This is a genomic window from Bacteroides cellulosilyticus DSM 14838, from assembly GCF_000158035.1.
GTDB lineage: Bacteria > Bacteroidota > Bacteroidia > Bacteroidales > Bacteroidaceae > Bacteroides > Bacteroides cellulosilyticus.
On sequence record NZ_EQ973490.1, the window covers coordinates 2,124,286 to 2,150,520 of the forward strand.

Below are 26,235 nucleotides of genomic sequence, written 5' to 3' on the forward strand. Positions count from 1 at the left end.
GTTCATAGATCATAATCATAAATCATAAATCAAATGAAATCCGTATTTATAACATTCGACCAGGCGTTCTTTGAGCGCATTATGGCGTTACTCGACCGTCAGGGTTGCCGTGGATTCAGTTATTGGCAGCAAGTGCAGGGACGTGGCAGCAAGACGGGAGAGCCGCATTATGGCAGTCACGCATGGCCCAGTATGTGCTCTGCTATTATTACTATTGTAGACGAAGCTAAAGTTGACCCGTTGCTCGATGCGCTCCATCGGATGGACGAAGAGACGCAGCAACTCGGTCTCCGGGCATTCGTCTGGAATATCGAGAAGACTATATAGTTTACGCAAGACGCTCGCATAGCCTGTGCAAGACCGTCGCATAGGGTAGTGGAGGCGTTCACTAATAACTTGATAGAGGGAAATCTTACAAAACGTGAAGATTTCCCTCTCTTTTTATGTCTTTTCTCTATCTTTGCAAATCCTTTATGGACAACATGGAAAAGAATTATCTGAAATATACTTGCATTTGGGCATTGATTATATTGGCGGGCTTGTTACTGATGTACTTCCTGCCCGCTTTTACGGTAGGTGAACACGTAATGAGGCGTGTCGACTTGCTGGGTGATGTGCGTACTCAGAAAGATATTGCGGAAGAACCGGACAGTTTGCTTCCGCCTCCGCCGAAGGTGAAACCTGCATTTGTGGATACCTGCCGTGCGGGTATGACGTGCATTGAAGACTACAGCGACTCTACTCTGCGCGGTATGACACCTTTTTACCGGGCTTTGGATGAATTGGCACAGCGTCCCCGTCAGGTACGTATTGCCGTTTTCGGAGATTCCTTCATTGAAGCGGATATTCTTACTGCGGATTTACGTAATATGTTGCAGGATAAATATGGTGGTTGCGGAGTAGGTTTTGTTACCATTACTTCTATGACCAGCGGATTCCGCCCTACCGTGCGCCACTCGTTTGGTGGTTGGCAAAGCCATTCTGTAATGGATTCTACTTTCTTTGACCGCAAGAAGCAAGGTATTTCCGGACATTACTTTGTTCCCCGTCCCGGTGCTTATGTGGAACTGAAGGGACAGAATAAATATGCTTCCCATCTGGATACCTGTGAACAGGCTTCTATCTTCTTTTATAGTAAAGGAGAAGTCACCCTTTCTGTGAATGTCAACCGGAACGAAAAGCAAACCCGTACTTTCCTGGCTACAGATGATTTGCAGGAAATGCAAGTGGATGGAAACATCGGTTCTGTCCGTTGGACGGTTGATGAGGCGGACTCTACCTTATTCTATGGTTTGGCTATGGATGGTAAAAAAGGAATTATCCTGGATAATTTCTCTTTGCGCGGCAGTTCGGGCTTATCCTTGCGTTCTATTCCTGTGTGGATGATGCACGAATTTAATGAGCAGCGTCCTTACGATCTGATTATCTTGCAATATGGATTGAACGTTGCTACTGAACGTGGGCGGAATTATGACAAATACATTGCAGGTATGCAGACTACTATTGATCATTTGAAGGATGCATTTCCACAAGCAGGTATCTTGATAGTCAGCGTAGGTGACCGGGATTATAAGACGGAAGATGGCACTCTACGCACAATGCCCGGCATTAAAAATCTGGTGCGTTACCAACAAAATCTGGCGGCGGATAACGACATTGCTTTCTGGAATATGTTCGAAGCAATGGGAGGAGAGGGAAGCATGGCGAATCTGGTACATGTCAAGCCTTCTTTGGCGAATTATGACTATACGCATATTAATTTCCGGGGAGGTAAGCACCTGGCAGGCCTACTTTATGAAGCGCTTGTGTATGGAAAGGAACAGTACGACAGGAGGAGGGCTTATGAAGCGGAATAATGTAAATAGGGTTCTATTGAACGATTTTTTAGGCGCGGATTACGCGGATTACACGGATTCTTTTGTCTCAAGAAAGTTACATTTAGAGTATTCGTATCTACACTGTAATCCGTGTAATCCGCGTAATCCGCGCCTAAAATTTTCTTATATACTAATATTCTTTCTTCTATGCTTTTTTCCGCTTCATGCCCAGGACCCTATTCCATCCTGCCCTCTAATTAGTAAAGTCACAGCAAATTGTGACACACTCCGTTCTTATTCCCAGCGTACGGATACTGTTGCTGTTCCTCAAATAGCTTTTCCTTCCGGCTTTCAGCAACTTGGTGAAAATGAGTTGACGGATAGCCTTGGCATCCTCAATCCTTTTTGGGAAAAGTTGCGTCTGTTACATGCCGGCTTTTCTACAGATACCATCCGTATCGTACATATCGGTGACAGCCATATCCGTGGACGTATCTTGCCCCGTACCACCGGAACGCTGCTGACAGAAACTTTTGGTGCTATCTCTTATACCGATATGGGTATCAATGGCGCTTTTTGTACCACCTTTACCCGTCCCGACCGTATTTCTGATATTGCCGCCCTGCATCCTGACCTGGTTATACTGTCTTTCGGAACGAACGAAAGCCATAACCGACGTTATAACACCCTGTTACACTACCGACAAATGGATGAACTGGTGCGTATGCTTCGCGACAGTCTGCCCAATGTACCCTTACTGATGACAACTCCTCCCGGTTCCTACGACAGCTTCCGGAAAAGTCGCCGCCGCCGCACCTATTCCATTAATCCCCGTACTGCTATTGCCGTAGAAACCATGCGTCGCTTTGCTGATGACAACGGTCTTGCAGTGTGGGATATGTACGAAGCGGTGGGAGGGAGACAGCGTGCTTGTTTGAACTGGCAGGAAGCAAAATTGATGCGTCCGGACCATGTACATTATCTTCCCGAAGGATATGTGCTGCAAGGTGAATTGTTTTATCAAGCTCTTTTAAAAGCCTATAATGATTATGTGGGATATTGACTTTAACCGTCTGCGAGACGTATTCGTTTATGACCCGCAAGCGCCGATGATATTCAGTAGCGGTATTTTCTTGTGGTTGTTTGCAGCATTTATACTGGTTTATCTGCTGTTGCAACACCGTCTGACTGCACGCTTGTTGTTTGTTACCGCATTCTCCTATTATTTTTATTATAAAAGTAGCGGAACTTACTTTTTCCTGCTGGCACTTGTCACGGTAAGCGATTTCTTTATTGCTCGTTTTATGGCAGGTACTTCCGTAGGCTGGAAACGTAAGGCAAGTGTTGTGCTTAGCCTTGCTATTAATCTTGGTTTGCTTGCATACTTCAAATATACTAATTTTCTGGGAGATGTCTTCGCTTCGCTGCTAGGCGGCACGTTCCATCATTACGATATATTCCTCCCTGTGGGTATTTCTTTCTTTACTTTCCAGTCACTTAGCTATACCATCGATGTTTATCGCAAAGATATAACCCCTCTTACTAATTTGCTGGATTATGCTTTTTACGTATCCTTCTTCCCACAATTGGTGGCAGGTCCTATTGTACGTGCCCGTGACTTTATCCCACAGATACGCCGTCCTTTGTTCGTATCCCATGAGATGTTCGGAAGGGGGATATTCCTGATTGCAAGCGGTCTGTTCAAGAAAGCGATTATTTCGGATTATATCAGTGTGAACTTTGTAGAACGTATTTTTGATAATCCTACGCTCTATTCCGGAGTAGAAAATCTGATGGGTGTTTATGGATATGCCTTGCAAATCTATTGTGATTTTTCCGGATACAGTGATATGGCTATCGGAATAGCCTTGTTGTTAGGTTTTCATTTTAATAAGAACTTTGACTCTCCTTATAAGTCCGCTTCTATTACGGAGTTTTGGCGGCGATGGCACATTTCGCTTTCCAGTTGGCTGAAAGATTATCTCTATATATCTTTGGGTGGAAACCGGAAAGGAAAGATTCGCCAGTATGCCAATCTTGTCATTACCATGTTTTTGGGTGGTTTGTGGCATGGCGCTTCCTGGAATTTTGTCGTTTGGGGATTGTTCCATGGCATTGCTTTGGCGGCACATAAATTCTGGATGACGTTGACTGGAAGAAAGAAGGGAGAAGAAAGTCACGGCATCCGCCGTTTCTTCGGTATACTGATCACATTCCACTTTGTTTGTTTCTGCTGGATATTCTTCCGCAATGCGGACTTTTCCACTTCTTTGGATATGATCAAACAGATCTGTACCACTTTCCGTCCGCAACTTTTCCCGCAACTGATTGCAGGCTATTGGGAAGTGTTTGCACTGATGGCATTGGGTTTCTTTCTGCATTTCTGCCCTGATCGTTGGGAGAATGCTTGCTGTAAAACAGTAACCCGCCTTCCCCTGATGGGAAAGGCGGTTCTGATGCTTGCTTTAATTTACTTGGTAATCCAGATGAAGAGTACGGAGATTCAGCCTTTCATTTATTTCCAGTTCTAAAGTTTCTCCTCTCCCTTCATTGAGGAGAGGTTTCTAATCCACCTCTATTTCGTCAATGAACATATAAGCAGCTTTTCCTTCGCCTGCATGTCCTTTCGGCAGGGCAGGGCTGCGCTTGATGACAACTTTCACATACCGTGCTTTCACCGGATCGAAAGTTATCTCATAGTTTTCCACACCTTTCTTATCAATGTTTGTTTCTGCCGGAATATCCTTAACGGCTACTTCGCGGAACTCTTTGTTATCGTCAGATACAGAGACTACCAACCCTGTACTTCCCATAATCCAGGCACTCATATCGACAATGGCGTTCGTAGCTACCCGCTTGATTTCTGTTTCCTGTCCCAGGTCGATGATGGCTTCCACATCACCACCTACAAAGCCTAACCAGGCTCCGGTGGCATAGCTATCATTTCCCTTCATACCATCTACTAAGGTGATAGCACCTCCGAATTTATATTTTTCCGAAGGCTGGAAGGTCAGTTCGATAGGGCAATATGTAGCCTTATTGAAAGAAATCTTTTTATTCACCACTTTACTCTTTCCTTCCGGGCGGATAACCACTGCCTGGAAATCTGCTGTTTCAGTAATGGCAACAGGCTCTGTGTATTTCAATGAAGCTGTAGTCGGTTCGGTCCCATCTAATGTATAATAAATAGGAGCGTTATCAATAGTACTCAATGTGACTACTACCGCTTTCTTGGCAACATCCGGTGTGAAGTCGACCTTCAAATCGAATACATGCTTGGCATAGTTGAAGCCATCTCTTTGATAGAACTTCATCAGGCGAGCCAGGCGTTTAGTGAAATCTTTGAAATCTTTCTTTTCGGGTTGCGTCCATTGTACTTCGGCAAGGGCAGCCATACGGGGTAATACCATGTATTCCACATGTTCGGTGGTAGTTATGTACTCTGTCCATAAGTTGGCTTGGGCACCAATAATATGTTTTTTCTGTTCTTCATTCAGATCGAAAGTAGGATCCAGACTATACACCTTTTCTATGGGTACATATCCACCGATACCCAGCGGTTCATCCTTGGTGTCTGCCGTCTGATAATAATCGAAATAACAATAGGTATTGGGCGTCATAATTACATCATGTCCCATTTGTGCCGCTTCTATGCCTCCGGATGCTCCGCGCCATGACATTACTGTCGCATTGGGGGCTACATCGCCTTCCAGAATTTCGTCCCAGCCGATAATCCGGCGTCCCTTGCTGTTCAGGAACTTCTCGATACGTGTCATGCAATAACTTTGCAGGCGATCTTCTGCGGTATGTTTTTTATCAGCTTTCAGCCCTTCCGCTTTGATACGTGCCTGGCATTTCGGACATTTTTCCCAACGGGTACGTGGAGCTTCATCGCCACCGATATGTACATATTCTGATGGGAATATTTCGATGATTTCACTCATTACGTCTTCCAGGAATTGCATGGTTTTATCATTACCGATGCAGAGTACGTCTTCAAATACGCCCCAACGAGGACATACTTCATATGGACCGCCTGTACATCCCATTTCCGGATAAGCAGCTAATGCGGCAAGCATATGTCCCGGCAAGTCTACTTCCGGAATTATCGTGATGTAACGTTCCTGCGCATACTTCACGATTTCTTTAGCTTCTTCCTGTGTATAGAAACCACCATACGGCGTATTGTCGTACTCTTGTGTGTTTCTTCCGATTACCGTACGACTGCGTTGAGAACCTATTTCCGTAAGTTTCGGATATTTTTTAATCTCAATACGCCAGCCCTGGTCTTCAGTCAGGTGCCAGTGGAAAGTATTCATATTGTGCAGTGCCAGCAAGTCTATATATTTCTTTATAAACTCTTTGGGGAAGAAGTGACGTCCTACGTCGAGGTGCATACCGCGGTAACTGAAACGCGGTTCGTCCTTAATTTCACCTGCCGGTATCAGGACGGTTGCTCCTTTGGCTTCGGCGGGAATGGATTTGCGTAAAGTCTGGATGCCATAGAACACTCCGTTTTCGGTTTGTCCGTTGATGCTGATTCCTTCGGGGGTGGTAGTCAGCACATAGCCTTCCTTGTTTGCAATGCCCGGGTCAAGCCCCAGTACAATTGCATTTTTCACTTGTTCTCCTGCCGCGATGGCCTTTGTTTTCGGTGCGTAGTTCGTGGCTTGTTGGATGTACTCCGACAGGAACTCAGCATTGCGTTGCAATAAGGCATTGTTTTCCGGATAAGCGATGAGAACATTTTCGTTCAGTTTGAACGGATTTCCCTGGGTTAAACTTACCTCTTGGGGGAGAGGTATCACTTGGTAGTTAGCTTCTTTCTCCGCGGTACACGAAGCGCATGCCAAGGCGAGAGCACTTGCAAGAAGTGCGTGGTTAAGTTTTCTCATGGTGTTAGTATTTAATTGATTGTACAAATGCAAATGTACGTGATTATCTTCGAATTTTCACATAAACGGACGCAAAAGTATACTTCCGGTATTGAATAAAACTACAAACCGGCCTGTCTGCTTAAAGTCCGGTAGAGTTCGTTCATCTTCTCATTTCTCAATGCGTTGATCTCTTCCGCTTGTCCGGGTTTCAGATAATCTTTGTTGAGTTTGATGAAACGTTTGTCCAGTTTCCCGGCTTCACCGATGATTTTTTTAAGTTGCGTGGCAAGTCCGGAAGCCTGTGATACATCATATCTCGAAGATTCGTAGGTGAACTCCACTTCTTTGTACTGAAGATAGTTGATGCGCAGGTCCAGCATCAGGCGATAATGTTCGAATTCACCGCCCTGTTTCCGGGGAACGATCTTGTTGAAGTTGCTTTTCAACTCTTCACATTCCTGTATCACCTGTTCTATCGGCTTTCCTTTAGCATCCTTTCCGTGACGGACTAACTCTTGGGGAAGCAGGAAATAGTTGAGAAAGGTTTGCGCTTCGTCCTCCGACAGCCCATAGCGTTGCTGTGCATACTCTTTTATGAAAGTTTCGGCATGAATCGCTTCTGATGAATTGACCGCTTTGCAATAAGCGTCTATCAGCAATTGGAATCCTGACATGGGATATACCTGCCGGATGGGTTGCATACTGATTATTTCCCAACCGTTATCATAGTGGAAACCATAAGTTCCGCTGGTTGACCAGGAAGTTTCTATCATTCCCTCATATCCGTGAGCACGCGCAAAGGGCAGGAAAGTAGCCAGGTTATTGAAATGCTTCATCCACTGGGTCAGATATGTATTGTCGGGTGCCGAACGCAGTGAGGCTGCTCCCCACATCTTTACACCGAGCTTCAGCAGATTATCCAGTTTACCGAAGCGGTCCGGTTCCCAACCGTAATTCCAGTCAACGTAGATGAGATCTTTGGGTAACTCTTGAACGGCTTCGGGGTGCATCAGGATAATATCCGCCCAGATGATAGGTTTCTTTCCCATTTCCTTGACCACCTCGCACATGGCTTTTATGTAGTCAACAAAAAGGCGCGACTTATTTACTTGGGAACATTGTGCGCAACTTCCCAACAGATAAGTTTCGTCAGCTCCTATATGGAAATAAGGTGACGGATGCAATTCTGCCACTTCCCGGAAGATTTCCCGGAATACCTTTTTAGCTTCTTCTATCTTGAGGGGACATACTTGCGACACTTCCTTACTGTCTTCACGCAAATGTGCGTACCGGTCGTGCCTTAATATGTATTCGCAATGTCCGAAACAGTTCTGTAACGGGATTACTTCAATGCCGAGCGAAGTGCAATAGCTTACAATATCCTGCACTTCGCTGCGGCTGAATGCCAATTGATTACACAAAGTGGCATGCTTTTGGAAAGGGAATGTTGCTTCATACTCTATCAGCAGAGTATTTATCTCTTTCTTTGAAAGGTCGGACGCCAGTTCCTTGATTGCCGAAACCGTCATTACCTGTGTACGGCAATCCAGATAGAAAGCCCTGACTTTGAAGTCGGAAGGAGGGGCTGCGCTACGGGCCGGAACACACAGGCACAGGAATACGCTTACTAAAAGTAAACTTTTGTATATGGAACGAAGGGTATGATTCATGGTCTTTATTTTTTAGATGGATAAAAGTGACGCACTGTCCCGGTCACAATAAAGCGTCGCATGGGGATGAGTACGTAAAATAGAAGCCGGGCAAGTGGTGCTGACAGGGCCGTATAATGTTTCTTTCACAGCATTCGCCTTCGGCTTTCCCGGTACTATGCAAAAGATACGGGTAGCTTTCATCATAACCGGTATCGTAATGGTGACTGCCTGTTGGGGTACTTTCTCCAGACTGGAGAAACAACCGTCGTGTACCTGTTGTGTGCGACATACCTCGTCCAGTAATACCACTTTTACCTGCTGGGGATCATCAAACAATGCCACATGCGGGTCATTAAAGGCGATGTGCCCGTTTTCACCGATTCCCATGAAAACAATGTCGATGGGATGCTTTTGCAAAACTTCTTCATAGTGGGTGCAGATGTTTTCGGGTGAGGCGCCTTCTATATATAAATAATGTATAGACTTGAAGGGAAGTGCGGCAAATATGTGTTCTTTGAGATAATTCCCGAAGCGTTGAGGCGCATCCGCTTGCAGACCGATGTACTCGTCCATGTGCAAGGCATGGATGCGGTTCCAGGGAAGAGCATACTTCTGCAAGGCGGCCAGAAACTCGTTTTGTGAGGGGGCCGCTGCAAATAGAATATTGATTTCCTCTTTTTCTTTTAATAATTGGTTGATACTTTCGGCTGCTGCTTGTGCGGCATCTTCGCCCATAATCTGGCGGGTAGCGCATATCCGTGCCAGTAAAGCTTCTTTCTTAATTTCTTTTATGTTCATGGTTGTTCAAATAATGTTTCTCCGTTAATGAATACCCGGTTGATGCGGATATCCGGGTCGAATATTACAATGTCGGCATCATATCCTTTGGCAATCTTTCCTTTCCTGTCCGCAATGCCCATTATTTCGGCGGGGGTGAGCGTCATCATGCGCACGGCTTCTTCCAGGGGGCGTTCTCCCATCCGGTACATATTCCGTACCAACCGGTCGGCCGTAGCTACGCTTCCCGCAAAGGACTGGCGGTCGGGCATCTTGGCTACTCCGTCCTCAATGAGTACTTCGCGTCCTTTGGCACGACTGCCCAATATGCTTTTCCCTTCGGGCATACCTGCACCGCGCATGGAGTCGGTGACTAAGGCAATCTTCTCCGCACCCTTATTCTTTACTGCCAGTTTCATAAGCGGTGCCGGAACATGTACGCCGTCCGTTATCAGTTCAATGGTTATTTCGTCCAATAAATATCCAGCTTCTACACAACCTGCATAGCGGAAGGCGTTCCGGCGGGTTACTCCATTCATGCAGGAGTAGAAGTGGGTGATATGGGTAAAACCGTGTTTCACGGCTTCCACCACATCTTCATAAATGGCATCTGTATGCGCTATGGAAGGTAATATGCCACGTCGGTGCAGTATATCACCAAACTCAAGTGCCCCCGGAAGTTCGGGAGCAATGCTCCACCGGACGATATCCTGGCTCCTGTCCAATATCTCCATGTATTCTTCGGGAGAAGGGTTGCGCAGATAACGCGGATCCTGTGCTCCCCTGAAGGCATAGGCAAAGTAAGGGCCTTCCAGATGTAAACCACCGAAAGCGGCACCCGAACGCTGATCTTTTACCCGGTCGTATATATCGAGGAAGCGAAACAGTTCCTGATTATCCGAAGCCAGTGTGGTAGGATAAAGTAAGGTAGTTCCATGCCGCAGGTGTTCGCGGGCAATGGTGAGGCAGTCTTCTTCCGTACAATCCATGAAATCGGAATCACCTGCGCCGTGTGTGTGCAGGTCGATGAATCCCGGGGCGATGTAGCCGCCGTGTGCATCGTGACCTATGCTGCCGGGTACTTCATAGTTTCCCGGCTCTATGCCGATAATTTTTCCTTCGGCAATGAGTACGGTTCCCACTCCGAAGTTACGTTCCGGAGTGATGATTTCACCGTTATAAATTCTGGTTATTTGTCCTTTTTCAGTTTCCATAATTCAGACCAATGATTGATTTTATATCCGTAGAATGCGTAAAATATCAAATAAAGGAAGCAGGGAATCAGCACGATATATCCGATCCGTAATCCGTAATGATCGGCTATCAGTCCATAGATGACCGGCATGAAAGCGTTGCCGCAGAGTGCCATCACCATGAACGAGGAACCCAGGTTCGTCCAGCGTCCCAGGTCATGTATGGCAAGCGGCCAGATTCCGGCATAGATCAGTGCGTTGCATACTCCCATCAGGCTCAGGCACCAGATGGAGAGGGAAGTGGCATGTCCGTACATCTGTACTTCTCCGGGAATCACCAGTACACAGACCGATAATATCAGTCCGCCTACGGTGCAGATACGGAACATGCGTTGCTGGCTGGCAAACCGGGGAATCAGCAGGATACCGATGAAATATCCTACAAGAGCACAGGACAAAGTGATGCTGGGGAATATCTTGGCTTCGTGCAGATTGAATCCCATACTTTCGGCATAGCTGATAATCGTATCGATGGAAATCACCTGGGCCGCCACATGAAAGAAGATGGCGAATACTCCTAATATAAGGTATGGGTACGAGCCGATAGACTTGTGGTCACCGGAAGAGTAGGTACTCTTTTCCTGTTCATTACTCAGATCGGGCAGCCGGATGAAATGTATCGCGCAGCCAAACAGGAACAAGAACAGGGAAAGTATCGAGTAGGGGACAATAACCCTCCGTATCAGTTCGTCCAGCAAGAGGTCTTTCTCTGCACCTGCCACACTGTTACTCTTCAGCACTTCGAACAATTCGGTATCCGTTGATTTCAGGATGACGGCGGCAAACAGCAGGGGGGCGATGATTCCGGCTATCTTGTTGCATAGCCCCATGATACTGATACGCCGGGCTGCCGACTCTATGGGTCCCAGTATGGTGACATAAGGATTGGCTACGGTTTGCAGGATAGACAGACCGGTGCCTATGGTGAATAGTCCGGTCAGGAAAACGGGATAGGCCCGGGTGCAGGCTGCCGGAACGAATAGGACGGTCCCGGCTGCCATAAGCCACAATCCTGCGATAATACCCCGCTTGGGGCCGATCCGACCGATCAGTTTGGCAGCGGGAATAGACATCACAAGGTAAGCGATGTAGAATGCCAGGGCTACCAGATAAGACTGGGTGTGGGTTAACTCGCAAGCTACTTTGAAGTAGGGAATCAAGATGGAGTTTACCCAGGATACCAGTCCGAAGATGAAAAACAGCGTTCCCAGCATCAGCATAGGCAGCAGATTGGAGGAAGGCTTTTGTTGAACGTTACCTTTAAACATACCTTTTTACAGTTTTATATAAATACGTTTGCGATAGAGAATGTATCCCAATGCCCATATCACCCCGATGAAGAACAGGGCATAGACCAGAGATCCTGCATAATCTCCCAGCAAGGGTTGCAGCGTCCGGTTGTAGATAATTCCCCGGACACTGATGGTTGCTTCGCCCCACGGGATGAATGACAATCCGAACAGTACGCTGATGATCCATGCAACTACATACATGAAAAGCGGATTCACTCCGAAGGCTTCGAAGAAGCGGCACCAGCGCTTTTTCTGCCTGACGTCAATGATATCTATCAGTAAAGCAAGAAGCAGGGAAGCAGTTCCGGAAGTGATTAAAGTGTAGGAAGCTGTCCACAGTTTCTTGTTTATCGGATCAAGATATTGTAACAGGAAACCGGCGAACAACAGGACCGTACCGAACAGGGCGATCTGACGGATACGTTCCTTATTCTCCGCTATCCCCGTAATCAGGCTTCCAACGAACGTGCCGAACAGTACATGCGCCCAACAAGGAATCGTACTCAGCAGCCCTTCGGGTTCGAAAGCAAAGCTACCGCCCTCAGCGGTCTCTTTGATTAAATGTCCCGCTCCCAGCAGTTTGACGTCAATCACCGCAATCAGGTTGTCTGCCGAATGTACATATCCGTTGAAACATTGCAGCAACACAAGATATAGCAGCAGAATTCCTCCTGCCGTGGCAAGATAATACTTCTTCGGAATAAGAATTGCCAGGAATGCTCCGCCTGCATAAGCCAATGCCAACCGTTGCATGACACCGAGAATACGCAGATGTTCCCAGGAGAAAGTGCCGTAACAAAGTTTGGAGAAACAATCCAATGCTATTCCTACGGCAAAGAGAGCTACGGTCCGACGGATGATTTTCAGACTGACGGTGGTATTGAGTTTATCGAACTTGCGCAATGAAAAGTGGATGGCTACGCCCATGATAAACATAAAAAAGGGATAAACCAAGTCTGTGGGGGTTAATCCATGCCATCGTGCGTGTTGCAACGGGGCATAGACAGACTGCCAGGAACCGGGGTTGTTTACCAGTATCATTCCGGCTATGGTAATCCCTCTTATTACATCGAGTGCAAGTAATCTATTGTTTGGGGCCGACATAAGTGCTGAATGTTTTGATTATTAATAGTTTGGATGCTCTTCATTAAATGAAAACACCCGGATGCTTTATTCTACTCTTGCAAAAGGTGGCATCTTTTGTAGCAAAAGATGCCATCTTTAACATCATAAGATGCCACCTTTCGTTGCAAAAGATGCCATCTTTTGCATGTGATGTTTTATTGCTTCATATCCTTTCCTTTAATGAAACGGGTCTTCGGAATATGGCTTCTGCAAGAGGATGCTTAATGTTCGGTGAAAGCGTCATAGAGCACCTGAAGCAGACTCTCTTCTTTGTTGGGAGAATCGTGCGAGATAGCCCATATCATGATACCTCCGTAACCGTTGTCATTTACATACCCGGCTTTGGCACGCATGGTTGGTTTGCCGTTGTAGAAGAGTAGTCCGATTTCGTCCTTCTCCGTGGCCTGTTCGTTGGGATAATTCGTTAGAATCTCCTTGTACGGCATGTGTGTAGCCCCTACCGGGGTTTCGGCGGATACGAAGTGTACACCGTAGAAAGGCACTCCGAGGATAATCTTTTCTTTGGGTACTCCGCGGATTTCACTCCAACGTTTGGCTGCCATGCGGAAGTGTTCCATGCTGGCGTGCTGAGCTACTTTCGATGATTTCCAACCACCGGTGAAGTCGTACACCATGATATTGACCAGGTCCAGATATTCAAACATCGAGTTGGTATATACATTATAGTTTCCCCAGCCCCCGTTCCATTCCGGATAGTCGGCACTCACGGCGGCAGTCAGCAGTTTGCCTTTGGGAAGTTCCGTCCTCAGTTCTTTGTAGAAGTTTTCAAGGAGGGCTACTTTTTCCTTGTCGCCTTCTCCGTAGCCTTCCGGACCGCCTGCCCAGTGTTCGTAGTCGATGTCAAGACCGTCGAATCCCCAGTCTTCCACAGCTTTCAACAGTTCCTTTTTGAAGCGGTTGCGGTAAGTATCATTAAGCAGTACACCCGCCATAATGGCTTTGTTGCCGCCTCCACCTGCGGATAACAGAACTTTCACCCCTTTCTTTTGCCCTTCGCGGAAGATGGGCAAAAGCTTTTCGATGTTGGCGGCATCAGCCAGGCCACCTTCTTCTGTGGCGCGTCCGAAGGCGATGCTCAGGTGAGTCAGTTGATCCCAGGGAATCTGGTATTCGGGCAATTGTTCATATTGCAGGTATCCGAAGATAATCTTGGATGGTTTCTTGGGTGCTTCTTCCTGGGAGGTTCCTCCGCATCCGAAGAGGATGCAGAGAAGTGCCCATAGAGTCAGATATTTCATAGGTATCCGTATGTTTTTAAGGTGCTGTTACTACTAAAGTGAATTCTCTGAAATTAGTGGTTCCGTTTCGTACCGCTTCAAAGCGCAGCTTGAAACTTCCGGTCTGGGTGAATGTGTAGCTCAGTGTAGGGGCGGTTCCGATCACTTCACCGTCCAGCAACCACTTGACGGACACGCTGCCGTCTGCCGGAGAAACCAGGATAGGGAATTCCGTGAGGGTGCCTGCTATGGCTGATACACTTTCCAACATGTCGGTATAGATATAGAGTTCATCATCGGCAAAGGTCGGGTTGCTTGCCGAGTCGTCTTTACAACTTCCCATGGCGATGCCCAGGAAGCACAATATTAGAAAAATATACTTGGTTTTCATAATTTATCCGTTCTTTTTAATTGTGTAAACTTATTCTTTATCCCACCATACACGACTGGTCCAGCTGTCTGTTCCTCCCATGCGGCCGAGTGCTTCTTCCAGATTTTCCTTGTTCTTAATCTGTTCTTCCAGCGGATACATCATGCGGTTGGGGCGTTTGCCGTCCGATTCGTTTTCTGTGGGAGCCAGGTTGTAGAACTTAGTGTACTTGCTCGGCATACCGCTGCGCCGTATGTTAGACCAGGCTTCAATCGGGTCGAGGATATAGAGCAGCCACAGTTGTTTGTTGATCTCTTCCAGCGCCTCGGTGTCGCCTGCATCCAGCAGTGAAGACTGTTCTTCGGCGAGGGCTTCCAGTGTGGCGTCATCGGGTACATTGGCGCCAAACAGGCTCCATTGCTTGATGGCGGCTACCAGACCTTTCTTATAGTGTTCCTTGGCACTTTCGGAAGATACATTCCAATGGCGGGCAGCGGCTTCAGCCAGGTAGAATTCTGTTTCGGCATAAGTAAGGTGCATATAAGGAGATGCCGGATCAGTCAGCAGTTTAGAGGGTTGCATCTTCTGGTAGTGGTGTGCTACACTTACATCTTTTCCATCGATATTGATGGTAAGAGCCGGTGCCCAGGCATTGTAGATGAAATCTTGTGCCGGCACTCCTTGATACGAACCGGTCTTTTCGTAAACAATGGACGTGATATCCGTACGTTTGCTGTCGGTATAGTAGGCGCCTCCGATGTAGAGAGTGCGCGGGTCGTTGGTGGAAGTCAGCGCTTCCAGCAATTCGTTGGTCATGCGGTAGTTACTGTAAGTAGGATCTTCCAGCATCTGGTTGGCAAATCCGTTGCCCGGACCTTCGTCCAGTCTGCTCGATTCGTGCGCCACATAACAGATATCGCTGTTAGAGGTCATCACTCCTGCCTCATAAGCCGCTTTGGCTTCTTGCTGGGCAAGTGTGGGGTTGACTTTCAGCAGGCGCATGGAGATGCGCAGCCATAAGGAATTGGCAAACCGTCTCCATTTCTCGATGTCGCCATTGAAGTAAAGGTCGTTCTGCGGAGCCATAGCCGATGCGTCCAGTTGGGCGGAGGCGGCGCGGAGTTCGCTCAGGAAATCCATGTAGATATCTTCCTGTTTATCGTATCGGGGTTTCACGATGTTTTCATTGTATATCTTTCCGGCTTCAAAGTACGGAATGTCACCGTAATAATCCGTCAGTTTAAGGAAAGCCTCTACTTTCAGGATGCGTCCGATGGCATTCAGATTGACTTCTTCCGGGTTGTCGGTGGTCTGGCTGACCAGTGCGACGGCATTCTTAATGATATCGGGATAATAGGCTACCCAGAGGCGTTCCATGTAGGCAATGTTCTTTTTGGCTTTTCCGCCGTACTCCTGCATACTCCAGCCGCCAATCCAGTGGTTGACGAATGCACCCGGGTAGATAAAGTAGCGGATGGTGTTCTGCATATATTGCGAATGAGTCAATTGTATGGTCGGAATCAGCAGATGCGGGGATATGCTGGTTGCCTTGGTCGGATTCTCGTTCAGTTCAGTCAGGTCTACACAGCTGCACAGGCAGATGAGGCCGATAAATAAGGAACTCCATTTTATATTTTTCATGTTGATATGCGTTTTAGAATTTGACATTGATGCCGAAGCCGAAGGTGCGGCGTGAGGGTAATGAGCCATATTCGAAGCCCTGTCCGTTACCGTTGTTGTAAGAAGATTCAGGGTCGATGTTGTCTACTTTTGAATAGATCAGCAGCAGGTTGCGACCGTAAGCCGAGAGGGTGACGGACTCGATAGGAGTATGTACGAACCACTTCTTGGGACATGAGTAAGAGAGTGATACTTCACGCAGTTTCACGAAAGAGTTGTCGCAGATGAACGGTTCGGGGGAAGAGTTCTGCAAGGCTTGCCAGTATTTGGCGGGATCTACGTACACATCGTTGGGCACATAGCTTACGTTACCGTCGGCATCGGTTACGGCTTTTACTCCCTTACCTACATAACCTCCGGTCGGTGTCCAGTCTTTGGCATCTACGTTGGCCGACAGGCGGGCTTGCTCGGAGGCGTACCAGCCTTCGCGTCCTTCCAGGGTTTCTTTGGAAGTACCGTTTACGTGCGACTGCATCTTACTCATGGAATAAACGTCCGCACCGAATTTCATATCTACCAGTACACTCATTGATAAGTTTTTGTAAGAGAAAGCATTGCGGAAACCTAAAGTGAAGTCGTAGTTGCCGTTTCCTAATACGGATACTTTATCGTCGAAAGTAGGCAGACCGTTTTCATAAATCACTTCGCCGGCTTCTGTACGGTTCAGTTTCTTACCTACGATGACACCGTAAGGTTGTCCTTCGCTTGCGTAGATGAAGGCGTTGGCCCAGCGGGCGGCTGCCAGTTCAAAGTCTTTCACGTCTTCGTGCAGTTTCACTACTTCATTATAGTTCTTGGCGAAGTTGATATTGGCATCCCAGGTGAAGTTTTTGGTTTTCACCGGTACGAGTGACAGAGAAGCTTCGATACCTTTGTTGGAAATCTCACCGGCATTGATCATGGCACGGCTGTATCCGGTAGATTGTGAAACCGGCAATGACAAGATCTGGTCTTTGGTTATCTGTTGGTAGTAAGTAAAGTCCAGTCCCAGACGGTTATCCAGGAAACGCACATCCATACCTACTTCGAAAGAGTAAGTCGAGGTCGGTTTCAGGTTGGCATTAGGCACGGAACCGGAAGTGATGTAGCCCAGAGAAGTTCCTTTATTGGTATAAGGTTTCAGACCGTATTCCAATTGAAGCTGATAGGGGCTTGTGTCACCACCTACTTTAGCCCATGAAGCACGCAACTTACCGAAGGTGAACCATTCTTTGTGCTCAAAGAGGTTGGAGAATATCAAGCTTCCCGAAACCGAAGGATAGAAATAAGAACGGTTCTTGGGGCTTAGAGTGGACGACACGTCATTACGGAACGTTGCATCGAGGTATGCAAACTCTTTGTAGCCCAGGCTGACCTGTCCGAACAGGGAGCGCACGGCTTTACGCACCAGGGCATGTTCGGTTTCTATGCTGGAATAGTTGGTGATGTCCTGTAAACCGGGGATTACCTGCGTTTGTCCGGTCTGGATCATGGATTCGTACTCATAGCGCATCACATTGCCGCCGACGAAAGCCGATACATCGAAATCACCGAAACGCTTTTGGAAACGAAGCATCATCTCGAAGTTATACTGCATCACGTTGTTGGTCATTTCCTTCATCATTCCATCGGTAAATCCGGGGGTATACATCGGAGTGAAATCGGTGAAGCGGAAGGTGTAGGAGTCCAGACCGGCTTTGAAGCTGGCTTTCAGATAATCGGTGAATGCATAGTAGAGGCGTCCCTGTCCGATGAGGCGGTCGCGTTTGGACTTATTGCTCATTTCATTGATTACCCAGTAGGGGTTGATGCGGTATTTGTCACCGTTCCAGTCATTGTAACGTCCGGTTTCGTCCTTGTAGTTACTGGATAACCATTTCTGGTCAAAACTCGGCGCGATACCTATCAGGGCATTACCAAGATTACTCGGACTGTCGGACAAGGCGGGGCGGTTCTGCACGGATTCGTAACTGTAAGTGGCCTGTGCTTCTACGGTCAGGCGTTTGGAAAGCTGGGTGTTTCCTTTAAAAGAGACACTGGTACGGCTCAGTTCCGATTCGGGCACGATATCCCAGTTGCGCATATCAGATACGGATACACGGAAAGCCGACAAGTCATTGGTCTTGCTGAAGGCAACGGCATTGGTGGTAGTGATACCGGTATCGAAGAAACTCAGGATGTTGTTGTTCACATTACCATACTTCCGTATCTCATCATTATAGATATGTACATCCATGTTGGGGTCTAACTTTCCACCCCAAGCTACTTGCGAAGTAGTCGATGCCGACTGACCGGACATCGAGGGACGCCCGTCGCGGCCCTGACCGTAGACGCGCTGGTAATCGTCGAAACCAGTCAGTAATTTAACAATGCTCAGGTTGGATGAGAACTCCACACCTATACCCTTTTTCTTCTGGGCGGACTTAGTGGTGATGAGGACAACACCGTTGGAAGCTCTGGAGCCATAAAGTGCGGAAGCGGACGGGCCTTTCAGGATAGAAATGTTTTCAATATCATCCGGGTTGAGGGAGGACAATACGTCACCATAGTCGTAACCACCCCATTTGCCTGCACCTTCCAGTTCCGTATTGTCCACCGGCATGCCGTCGATGACATATAGGGGCTGGTTGGAACCTGTCAGCTGGGAATTACCGCGGATAATGACGCGTGTGGAACCGGAAGGGCCTGCTGTTGTGGAAGAGATATCCACACCGGCTACTTTACCCGAGATGGCAGACATTACATTCTGCTCGTTACCGGCTGTCAGTGCGTCATTGTTTACGGAAGATACAGCGTAACCTAAAGCTTTGGCTTCACGCTTGATGCCGAGGGCGGTTACTACCACTTCGTCTATCTTCACGGCTTCTTCCTGAAGGATGATGGTGATTTGGGAACGCCCTTCTACTTTGATTTCTTCTGATTTCATTCCGATATAGCCGACGCGTAACACGGCGTTGCGCGAAGAAGCATTGATGGTAAAGCGTCCTTCTACATCGGTAATGACACCTGTCTGGTTGCTTTTGTCTTGAATGGTAGCCCCGATAATGGGTTCTTTGTCTACTCCGATAACGATACCGGATACCTTGAAATTGCTTTGAGCCAGAGTAATCAAGCTACAGCACATACATACAATGAGGAAGATACTTCGCATTGAAGTGTTCTTTCCTGACGAGTTAGGTAAAAGAATAAAATTTCTCACTGTTTCTCATTGGTTATTAGGGTTAATAATAGTGGTTGTTTTCCCGTACTTATAGTAATTCCTATATTGGGTTGGAGTCATCTGATAGATTCGCTTAAAGGATTTGGTAAGATTGATGTAATCTTCATAACCCAGTTCAAAGGCTATATCCATGATGGGCAGGTCTGAGGTTAACAGTTTCTCGGCGAAACAGGAAGTGCGGTAATCCAGTATATATTGGTAAATGGAAATGCCGACTTCCTTACGGAAATGTTTTTCCAGTACACGGCGTGAAACACAAAGGCGGTTCAGTATTTCTGTGATGCTGATAAGGCCGTTGTTCTCCGTCTCAATAAGTTTCAGGGCACCAAGGACCAGTTTATCACTTACCGAGTATCCTTCTGTTGACTTTCTGCGTTCAATGCGGATGGGATTGATAACGATATTGAATTGTGGCAGTTGCTTATCCTTCACAATGCTGTGCAGCAGTTTGGCTGCCTGATATCCGCCGTTCTTTACATCCAGCACGATGGAAGAAAGGGGAGGGTCGGACATATTGCAGAGTATTTCGTCATTATCCACTCCCAAAACAGCCAGATCCTGGGGGACTTGAATGTTGCTGATACCGCAGACTTCGGTTATGCGTAAGGCGAATACGTCGTCGCAGGCAAACAAGGCTGTGGGATGGGGGAGTTGCTGTAACCAGGCTTGGAGGGCCTGCTGGTCGGAAGTGGAGCCATACCGGATGTTGCTCTCTTCATTATAGATATAGGCATGCTGCCCTACTTCGGCGAGGCGGGTACAGAAACCCTCTTCACGTTCGCGTGACCAGATTGTATCACTGGTGCCGTAGAAAGCAAAATTAGTGTAACCTTTCCGCAAGAAGTAGTTGGCGGCCATTTCGCCGGTGCCGTAGTAATCACCGGTAATATTGGATATGCCGTCCACACGATTGGTGTAGTTTTGCAGGATGACGGGGATGCCTATGGAGCGCAGCCGTTCGGTATTTACTTCGGACAGCTGTCCCATGATGGCATCCGCTCCCCAGCGCTGAGCAATATCAATGACTGTTTCGATTGCTTTTTCGTCATTGAAGTCTTCACGGCTCAATGGAATTCGATAAAAGCGCCAGTTGCCCACTTCCATGGAATATCGCAGGAAACCTTTTAATAAAAGGCGGCTGTACGCGCTGGTAAAATCGGATAATAGCAGTACTTTCAGCATACGGTATTAAATTTGCGGTTCGCTTTTTAATTGTTCACTGCAAATGTAAACCGTTTGTGTTTGTTGATATGCGTCAGTATGCGTTTATTTATTGTTGATTTGCGTCAATACAATTGTTTTCTATCTATTATATTCTTTTTGCTCTGTATTCTTTCGGTGACATTCCCGTATGCTTCTTGAAGTACCGTCCGAAGAACGACTGGTCGGGAAAATTATACCGGTCGGCTATCTCTTTTAGTGAGAGGTTGGTGGATTGTAGGGCGACTTTGATTTCCAGTGTGAGAAACTCATCGATGATTTCTTTAGCGGAAATCTGGCCTACCTCTTTAGTAATAGCGGAAAGGTAGCGTGTAGAAATACAAAGTTGCTCGGCATAAAAGGCTACATCCCGTTGCATGGTACAATTGGTATGTACCAGATGGATGAACTTTTTGAACAGCTGTCCTTTCCGGTTGCCTCCCTCCAGTTGTTCCTTCGTGAAATATCTCTGTACCTTATCATAAGTATCCAGGAAGAATATCTGAAGTAGGTTCTGGGCAATGCTTTCGCGAAACTGGTTTTCCTTGTCGGCATAGATGGCGGCGCTTGCCTCTATCATTCTCAGGATGGGGCGTATGGTTTCGAGTCTGGTATGTGTATAACAGGAATTCTCTTTCATGAAATGCATGAATGCCGGGTCCAGTCGGAAGCAGGCAACTTTCATCATCTCGCCCGAATAAGCGAAATAGTGTATCTGGAAGTCCGGGCTGGCCGATCTGAGCGAAAGAATAGAGCCGGGCAATAACATAATGTTCGTATTCGGTATAATGTGATGCTTCTCCAGATCTATGGTGATTTCCGCTTCTCCGCCGGAACAGAATAAAAGGACTCCATTCGTTAATTTGATGAGTCGGTTGTGGTAAAACTCCAGGTTATCACTCCCGGATCTGAAGGTTTCTGCTTTCGTAGTTAATAATGGATTCATACTTTATCTTTTTAAAGTTTTGCTGGGACAAAGGTAAAAGTTCTTTTTGGAATGTTAAGCAAAGCGTTCCGAAAATGAACAAAGGAGTGCGACAAATGAAACAAGTTGTTGTTCAAAAACGGCATACCTTTGCCGCCGACATAACAAAAGATGTTTTTAAAAAGATTGTAGTATGACAACAAAGAAGAGATTGATTAGACAAATGATGACATTCATTTGTGGAGTAACATTGGTAGCATGCGGACAGGCTCCTACCGTGCAGACCAGTTCTGAGTATGAGGTGATGAGAATCACGACATCCGACAAGGAATTGCAAACGACCTATTCAGCGAGTATCCGGGGAAGACAAGACATTGACATTTACCCGCAGGTATCAGGTTTCCTGACTAAACTCTGTGTGGAAGAAGGTCAGGCGGTCCGCAAAGGACAAGTCTTGTTTATTATTGATCAAGTGCCTTACCGTGCAGCTTTGCAGACTGCGGAAGCCAATGTGGAAGCGGCGCGTGCAAGTGTAGCTACGGCTCAACTGACGTATGACAGTAAAAAAGAATTGTTTGCCCAGAACGTGATTTCCGAGTTCGACTTGCAGACATCTTATAATAACCTGTTGACGGCGAAAGCGCAATTGGCGCAGACGGAAGCGCAACGTGTAAGTGCCGCCAATAACCTTTCTTATACGGAAGTGAAAAGTCCTGCCGACGGTGTTGTAGGCACTCTGCCCTATCGTGTGGGCGCTTTGGTTAGTGCCAGCCTGCCTAAACCGTTGACTACGGTTTCTGATAATTCCGATATGTACGTTTACTTCTCGATGACAGAAAACCAGTTGCTGGATATGACGCGCCGCTACGGTTCTAGGAGTAAAGCATTGGAGGAAATGCCTGCTATTGAACTGATTCTGAATGATAAATCCACCTATCCTTCGCAAGGTAAGATTGAAACAATCAGTGGGGTGATCGATACTTCTACCGGAACTGTCAGTCTGCGTGCCGTATTCCCGAATAAAGAAGGATTGTTACAGAGTGGGGGAGCCGGCAATGTAGTGGTTCCTGTTCAAAAACGGAACTGTATCGTTGTTCCGCAAGCGGCTACTTATGAAGTGCAGGATAAAGTGTTCGTATTTAAAGTAGTAGATGGTAAAGCACAGTCTGCTCCGGTGGAGGTGACCCGTGTGAATGGTGGAAAAGAGTATATCGTAGACAAGGGTTTGAATGTGGGTGATGTAATTGTGGCTGAAGGCGTAGGATTATTGCGCGAAGGTACACCTATTCAAGCTAAGTCAGCATCCTCTGCAACACAAGAAACCGCTAATCAACAAACAAAGGAGGATTAATCCATGAATCTGAGAACATTTATTGAACGCCCGGTATTTTCGGCGGTCATTTCTATAACGATTGTCATTCTGGGTATCATCGGGTTGTTTACCCTGCCTGTCGAACAATATCCCGATATTGCTCCGCCTACCGTTATGGTAAGCACCACGTACTACGGTGCCAGTGCGGAAACTTTGCAGAAGAGTGTTATCGCTCCGTTGGAAGAAGCTATCAACGGTGTAGAAGACATGACCTATATGACGTCTACCGCTACCAATGCCGGTTCGGTATCTATTACCGTCTATTTCAAGCAGGGAACCGATCCGGATATGGCTGCCGTTAATGTGCAGAACCGTGTATCCAGAGCTACCGGACAGCTTCCGGGAGAAGTAACCCAGGTAGGTGTGACCACTATGAAGCGCCAGACCAGTATCTTACAGATGTTTTCATTGCATAGTCCCGATAATTCGTATGATGAAAACTTCCTTGCCAACTATATGAGTATCAACTTGAAACCGCAGTTGCTGCGTATTGCAGGTGTGGGCGATATGATGATTATGGGTGGTGACTACAGTATGCGTGTCTGGATGAAGCCTGATGTGATGGCACAGTACAAACTGATTCCGTCTGACGTGACGGCAGCACTTGCCGAGCAGAATATTGAATCGGCTACCGGTTCGTTCGGTGAAAATTCGGACGAAACTTATCAATATACTATGAAGTATAAAGGTCGTCTGATTACGCCGGAGGAATTTGGTGAAATCGTAATCCGTTCTACGGAAGACGGTGAAGTGCTGAAGTTGAAAGACATTGCAGATGTGGAACTAGGCAAGGACAGCTACGCCTACAAAGGCGGTATGGACGGTCACAATGGTGTTTCCTGTATGGTATTTCAGACGGCCGGTTCCAATGCTACGGAAGTAAATCAGAACATTGACAACCTGTTGGACGAAGTGCGCAAAGACCTGCCGAAAGGTGTGGAACTGACACAGATGATGAGTTCCAATGACTTCCTGTTCGCTTCTATCCATGAGGTAGTAAAGACTTTGATCGAAGCTATCCTTCTTGTGATCTTGGTGGTATATGTATTCTTGCAGGATATCCGCTCCACATTGATTCCGTTGGTGGGTATCATCGTGTCACTGATAGGTACCTTCGCTTTTATGTCCGTTGCCGGATTCAGTATCAATCTGATTACCCTGTTTGCATTGGTACTTGTGATCGGTACGGTGGTGGACGACGCCATAGTCGTCGTCGAGGCGGTACAGTCGAGGTTCGATGTCGGGTATAAGTCTCCTTATATGGCAAGTATCGACGCTATGAAGGGTATCAGTAATGCGGTTATCACCTCTTCACTGGTATTCATGGCAGTGTTCATTCCTGTATCGTTTATGAGTGGTACGTCCGGTACGTTCTATACGCAGTTCGGTTTGACAATGGCAGTTGCCGTAGGTATCTCAGCTATTAACGCTTTGACACTGAGTCCGGCCCTTTGCGCTTTGTTGCTGAGACCTTATATTAATGAAGATGGTACGCAGAAAAATAATTTTGCCGCCCGTTTCCGTAATTCGTTCAATGCGGCTTTCGATGTGGTGGTGAATAAGTATAAGAATGCGGTACTATTTTTTATTAAGCGTCGTTGGTTGTCATGGTCGTTGCTGGCTTGTTCGGTAGTATTGTTAGTACTCCTGATGAATTCAACGAAGACCAGTTTGGTGCCTGATGAAGACCAGGGTGTATTGTTCGTCAATGTAAGTACGGCTCCGGGTAGCTCACTGAAGACTACGGATGATGTTATGCTTCGTATAGAAGAGCGCTTGGAAGCTATTCCGCAAAAGTTGCATATTCAGAAAGTAGCCGGTTACGGATTGCTTTCCGGACAGGGAAATACATTCGGTATGATTGTTATGAAACTGAAACCCTGGGATGAACGTACGAAGAAAGAAGATCAGGTGCAGGCTGTCATCGGACAAATTTATGCCCGCACGGCAGATATCAAGGATGCCACGATCTTTGCAATTGCTCCGGGTATGATTCCGGGTTATGGTATGGGTAATGCACTCGACCTGAATGTACAGGATAAGTTGGGCACGGATGTGAACACCTTCTTCCAGACTACCCAGCAATACTTGGGTGCTTTGAATCAGCGTCCCGAAATCTCCATGGCTTATTCTACTTTCGATGTGCGTTATCCGCAATGGACTGTCGAGGTAGATGCTGCCAAATGTAAGCGTGCCGGCATTACTCCGGATGCAGTGCTTTCCACACTTTCGGGTTACTATGGCGGACAGTATGTATCCAACTTCAACCGTTTCTCAAAGGTATATAGGGTTATGATACAGTCCGGTCCGGAATACCGCATGGATGAGTCTTCATTGCACAACACCTTTGTGCGGATGGCAAACGGTGAGATGGCTCCGCTGAGCCAGTTCGTTACGCTGACTCGCAGTTATGGTGCCGAAACATTGAGTCGCTTCAATATGTATAATTCCATAGCTGTGAATGCCATGCCTGCCGAGGGATATAGTACGGGTGATGCCATCCGTGCCGTGAAAGAGACAGCAGAAATCAGCCTGCCGAAAGGTTACGGTTATGACTTCGGTGGTATCACACGTGAGGAGAACCAGCAGAGTGGTACGACGGTAATTATCTTCGGCATTTGTATTCTGATGATCTATCTTATCCTGAGTGCGCTTTATGAAAGCTTCATCGTTCCGTTTGCAGTTATTCTTGCGGTTCCGGTAGGTCTGATGGGTACGTTCTTGTTTGCCAAGATAGCAGGATTGGAGAATAACATTTATCTGCAAACAGGTTTGATTATGTTGATCGGTTTGCTTGCCAAGACAGCCATTCTGTTGACGGAATATGCTGCCGAGCGCCGAAAAGCGGGCATGGGATTGATTGCTTCCGCAGTCAGCGCAGCCAAAGCACGTCTTCGTCCTATCCTGATGACGGCACTCACCATGATCTTCGGTCTGTTCCCGCTGGTGGTAGCTACGGGAGTAGGTGCTAACGGTAACCGTTCGTTGGGTACGGGTGTAGTAGGTGGTATGACCATCGGTACATTGGCATTGCTTTTCATCGTTCCGGCTTTGTTTGTCACCTTCCAGTGGTTGCAGGAACGTCTTCGTCCGGCTCAGTCCATGCCGACCAAAGACTGGCAGATTGAGGAGGAGATGGAAGTGAGTAAGAAAGAAATAGAAGAATCACATAAATGATAGGTTGGCACTGGATACAGGAGTATTTTCATTCTCCTCCGCCGGAGGAGGGGAATTGAGATACTCCGGTTGTGTAAATTCATCATTTTCTAATGAAATAAACAATATAAATAATGAAGAAACAAATCATCACTTTAGCTGTCGCAGCCTTGCTGTTGAGTAGTTGCGGCATCTATACTAAATATGAACGTCCTGAAGTCAAGACCGACGGACTTTACGGGCAGGATATAGAGCTGGAAGACACCACCTCTATCGCCTCTCTCTCCTGGCGCGAGTTGTTT

Annotated in this window: 18 protein-coding genes; 6 read left to right on the forward strand and 12 right to left on the reverse strand. The window is 47.0% G+C overall.

All coding sequences use genetic code 11. The annotated features are described in order from the left end of the window. Positions 1–33: 33 nt before the first annotated feature. The 4 genes from BACCELL_RS12205 to BACCELL_RS12220 all read left to right on the forward strand — a co-directional run bounded on the left by BACCELL_RS12205 (position 34) and on the right by BACCELL_RS12220 (position 4,348). Positions 34–327, forward strand: a complete 294-nt coding sequence (locus tag BACCELL_RS12205; RefSeq protein WP_007212108.1) for a PG0541 family transporter-associated protein — start codon at positions 34–36, stop codon at positions 325–327. A gap of 155 nt (positions 328–482) precedes the next feature. After that, positions 483–1,856, forward strand: a complete 1,374-nt coding sequence (locus BACCELL_RS12210) for an SGNH/GDSL hydrolase family protein (protein ID WP_044153815.1) — start codon at positions 483–485, stop codon at positions 1,854–1,856. Then, positions 1,843–2,880, forward strand: coding sequence for an SGNH/GDSL hydrolase family protein (locus BACCELL_RS12215; protein WP_007212111.1), 1,038 nt, complete (start codon positions 1,843–1,845; stop codon positions 2,878–2,880). Before BACCELL_RS12210 ends, BACCELL_RS12215 begins: the two co-directional genes overlap by 14 nt. Beyond that, positions 2,861–4,348: an MBOAT family O-acyltransferase gene (locus BACCELL_RS12220; protein ID WP_007212112.1), complete on the forward strand. Its 1,488-nt coding sequence runs from the start codon at positions 2,861–2,863 to the stop codon at positions 4,346–4,348. Before BACCELL_RS12215 ends, BACCELL_RS12220 begins: the two co-directional genes overlap by 20 nt. A gap of 33 nt (positions 4,349–4,381) precedes the next feature. Here BACCELL_RS12220 and BACCELL_RS12225 read toward each other — a convergent pair whose 3' ends face one another. From BACCELL_RS12225 to BACCELL_RS12280, 12 genes are all read right to left on the reverse strand, one after another. Further along, a complete protein-coding gene (locus tag BACCELL_RS12225; protein WP_007212113.1) occupies positions 4,382–6,712 on the reverse strand; it encodes a glycoside hydrolase family 20 protein in 2,331 nt (776 codons plus the stop codon). Positions 6,713–6,813: 101 nt separating this feature from the next. Further along, positions 6,814–8,364, reverse strand: a complete 1,551-nt coding sequence (locus BACCELL_RS12230) for a family 20 glycosylhydrolase (RefSeq protein WP_029426687.1) — start codon at positions 8,362–8,364, stop codon at positions 6,814–6,816. A 12-nt stretch (positions 8,365–8,376) separates the two neighbouring features. After that, entirely contained in the window at positions 8,377–9,144 is a 768-nt protein-coding gene (locus tag BACCELL_RS12235) for a glucosamine-6-phosphate deaminase (protein ID WP_007212115.1), read from the reverse strand. Continuing rightward, the gene (gene nagA / locus BACCELL_RS12240; RefSeq protein WP_007212116.1) at positions 9,141–10,337 is read right to left on the reverse strand and encodes an N-acetylglucosamine-6-phosphate deacetylase; all 1,197 of its coding nucleotides are present in this window, start codon (positions 10,335–10,337) and stop codon (positions 9,141–9,143) included. The genes BACCELL_RS12235 and nagA overlap by 4 nt, the downstream gene beginning before the upstream one ends. Further along, on the reverse strand, positions 10,313–11,644 hold the full coding sequence (locus tag BACCELL_RS12245; protein WP_007212117.1) for a sugar MFS transporter: 1,332 nt from the start codon (positions 11,642–11,644) through the stop codon (positions 10,313–10,315). The genes nagA and BACCELL_RS12245 overlap by 25 nt, the downstream gene beginning before the upstream one ends. Before the next feature lie 6 nt (positions 11,645–11,650). Beyond that, entirely contained in the window at positions 11,651–12,772 is a 1,122-nt protein-coding gene (locus BACCELL_RS12250; protein WP_007212118.1) for an acyltransferase family protein, read from the reverse strand. A 242-nt stretch (positions 12,773–13,014) separates the two neighbouring features. Further along, positions 13,015–14,052 (reverse strand): glycosyl hydrolase family 18 protein, encoded by a 1,038-nt coding sequence (locus BACCELL_RS12255; RefSeq protein ID WP_007212119.1) that lies wholly within the window; start codon positions 14,050–14,052, stop codon positions 13,015–13,017. A gap of 16 nt (positions 14,053–14,068) precedes the next feature. Beyond that, entirely contained in the window at positions 14,069–14,422 is a 354-nt protein-coding gene (locus BACCELL_RS12260) for a PKD-like domain-containing protein (protein ID WP_007212120.1), read from the reverse strand. Positions 14,423–14,452: 30 nt separating this feature from the next. Beyond that, on the reverse strand, positions 14,453–16,042 hold the full coding sequence (locus BACCELL_RS12265) for a SusD/RagB family nutrient-binding outer membrane lipoprotein (protein ID WP_022210389.1): 1,590 nt from the start codon (positions 16,040–16,042) through the stop codon (positions 14,453–14,455). A 13-nt stretch (positions 16,043–16,055) separates the two neighbouring features. Next, on the reverse strand, positions 16,056–19,211 hold the full coding sequence (locus BACCELL_RS12270; RefSeq protein ID WP_007219589.1) for a SusC/RagA family TonB-linked outer membrane protein: 3,156 nt from the start codon (positions 19,209–19,211) through the stop codon (positions 16,056–16,058). Between the two features lie 54 nt (positions 19,212–19,265). Then, positions 19,266–20,462 carry a DNA-binding transcriptional regulator gene (locus tag BACCELL_RS12275; RefSeq protein WP_044153629.1) on the reverse strand — a complete coding sequence of 399 codons (1,197 nt, stop codon included), beginning with the start codon at positions 20,460–20,462 and terminating at the stop codon, positions 19,266–19,268. Positions 20,463–20,589: 127 nt separating this feature from the next. Continuing rightward, positions 20,590–21,426: a helix-turn-helix domain-containing protein gene (locus BACCELL_RS12280; protein ID WP_007212124.1), complete on the reverse strand. Its 837-nt coding sequence runs from the start codon at positions 21,424–21,426 to the stop codon at positions 20,590–20,592. A 172-nt stretch (positions 21,427–21,598) separates the two neighbouring features. Here BACCELL_RS12280 and BACCELL_RS12290 point away from each other — a divergent pair, with 172 nt between their 5' ends. Both BACCELL_RS12290 and BACCELL_RS12295 read left to right on the forward strand, forming a co-directional pair. Next, on the forward strand, positions 21,599–22,756 hold the full coding sequence (locus BACCELL_RS12290; RefSeq protein WP_007212126.1) for an efflux RND transporter periplasmic adaptor subunit: 1,158 nt from the start codon (positions 21,599–21,601) through the stop codon (positions 22,754–22,756). A 3-nt stretch (positions 22,757–22,759) separates the two neighbouring features. Beyond that, a complete protein-coding gene (locus BACCELL_RS12295) occupies positions 22,760–25,954 on the forward strand; it encodes an efflux RND transporter permease subunit (protein ID WP_007212127.1) in 3,195 nt (1,064 codons plus the stop codon). The last annotated feature ends 281 nt before the right edge of the window (positions 25,955–26,235 follow it).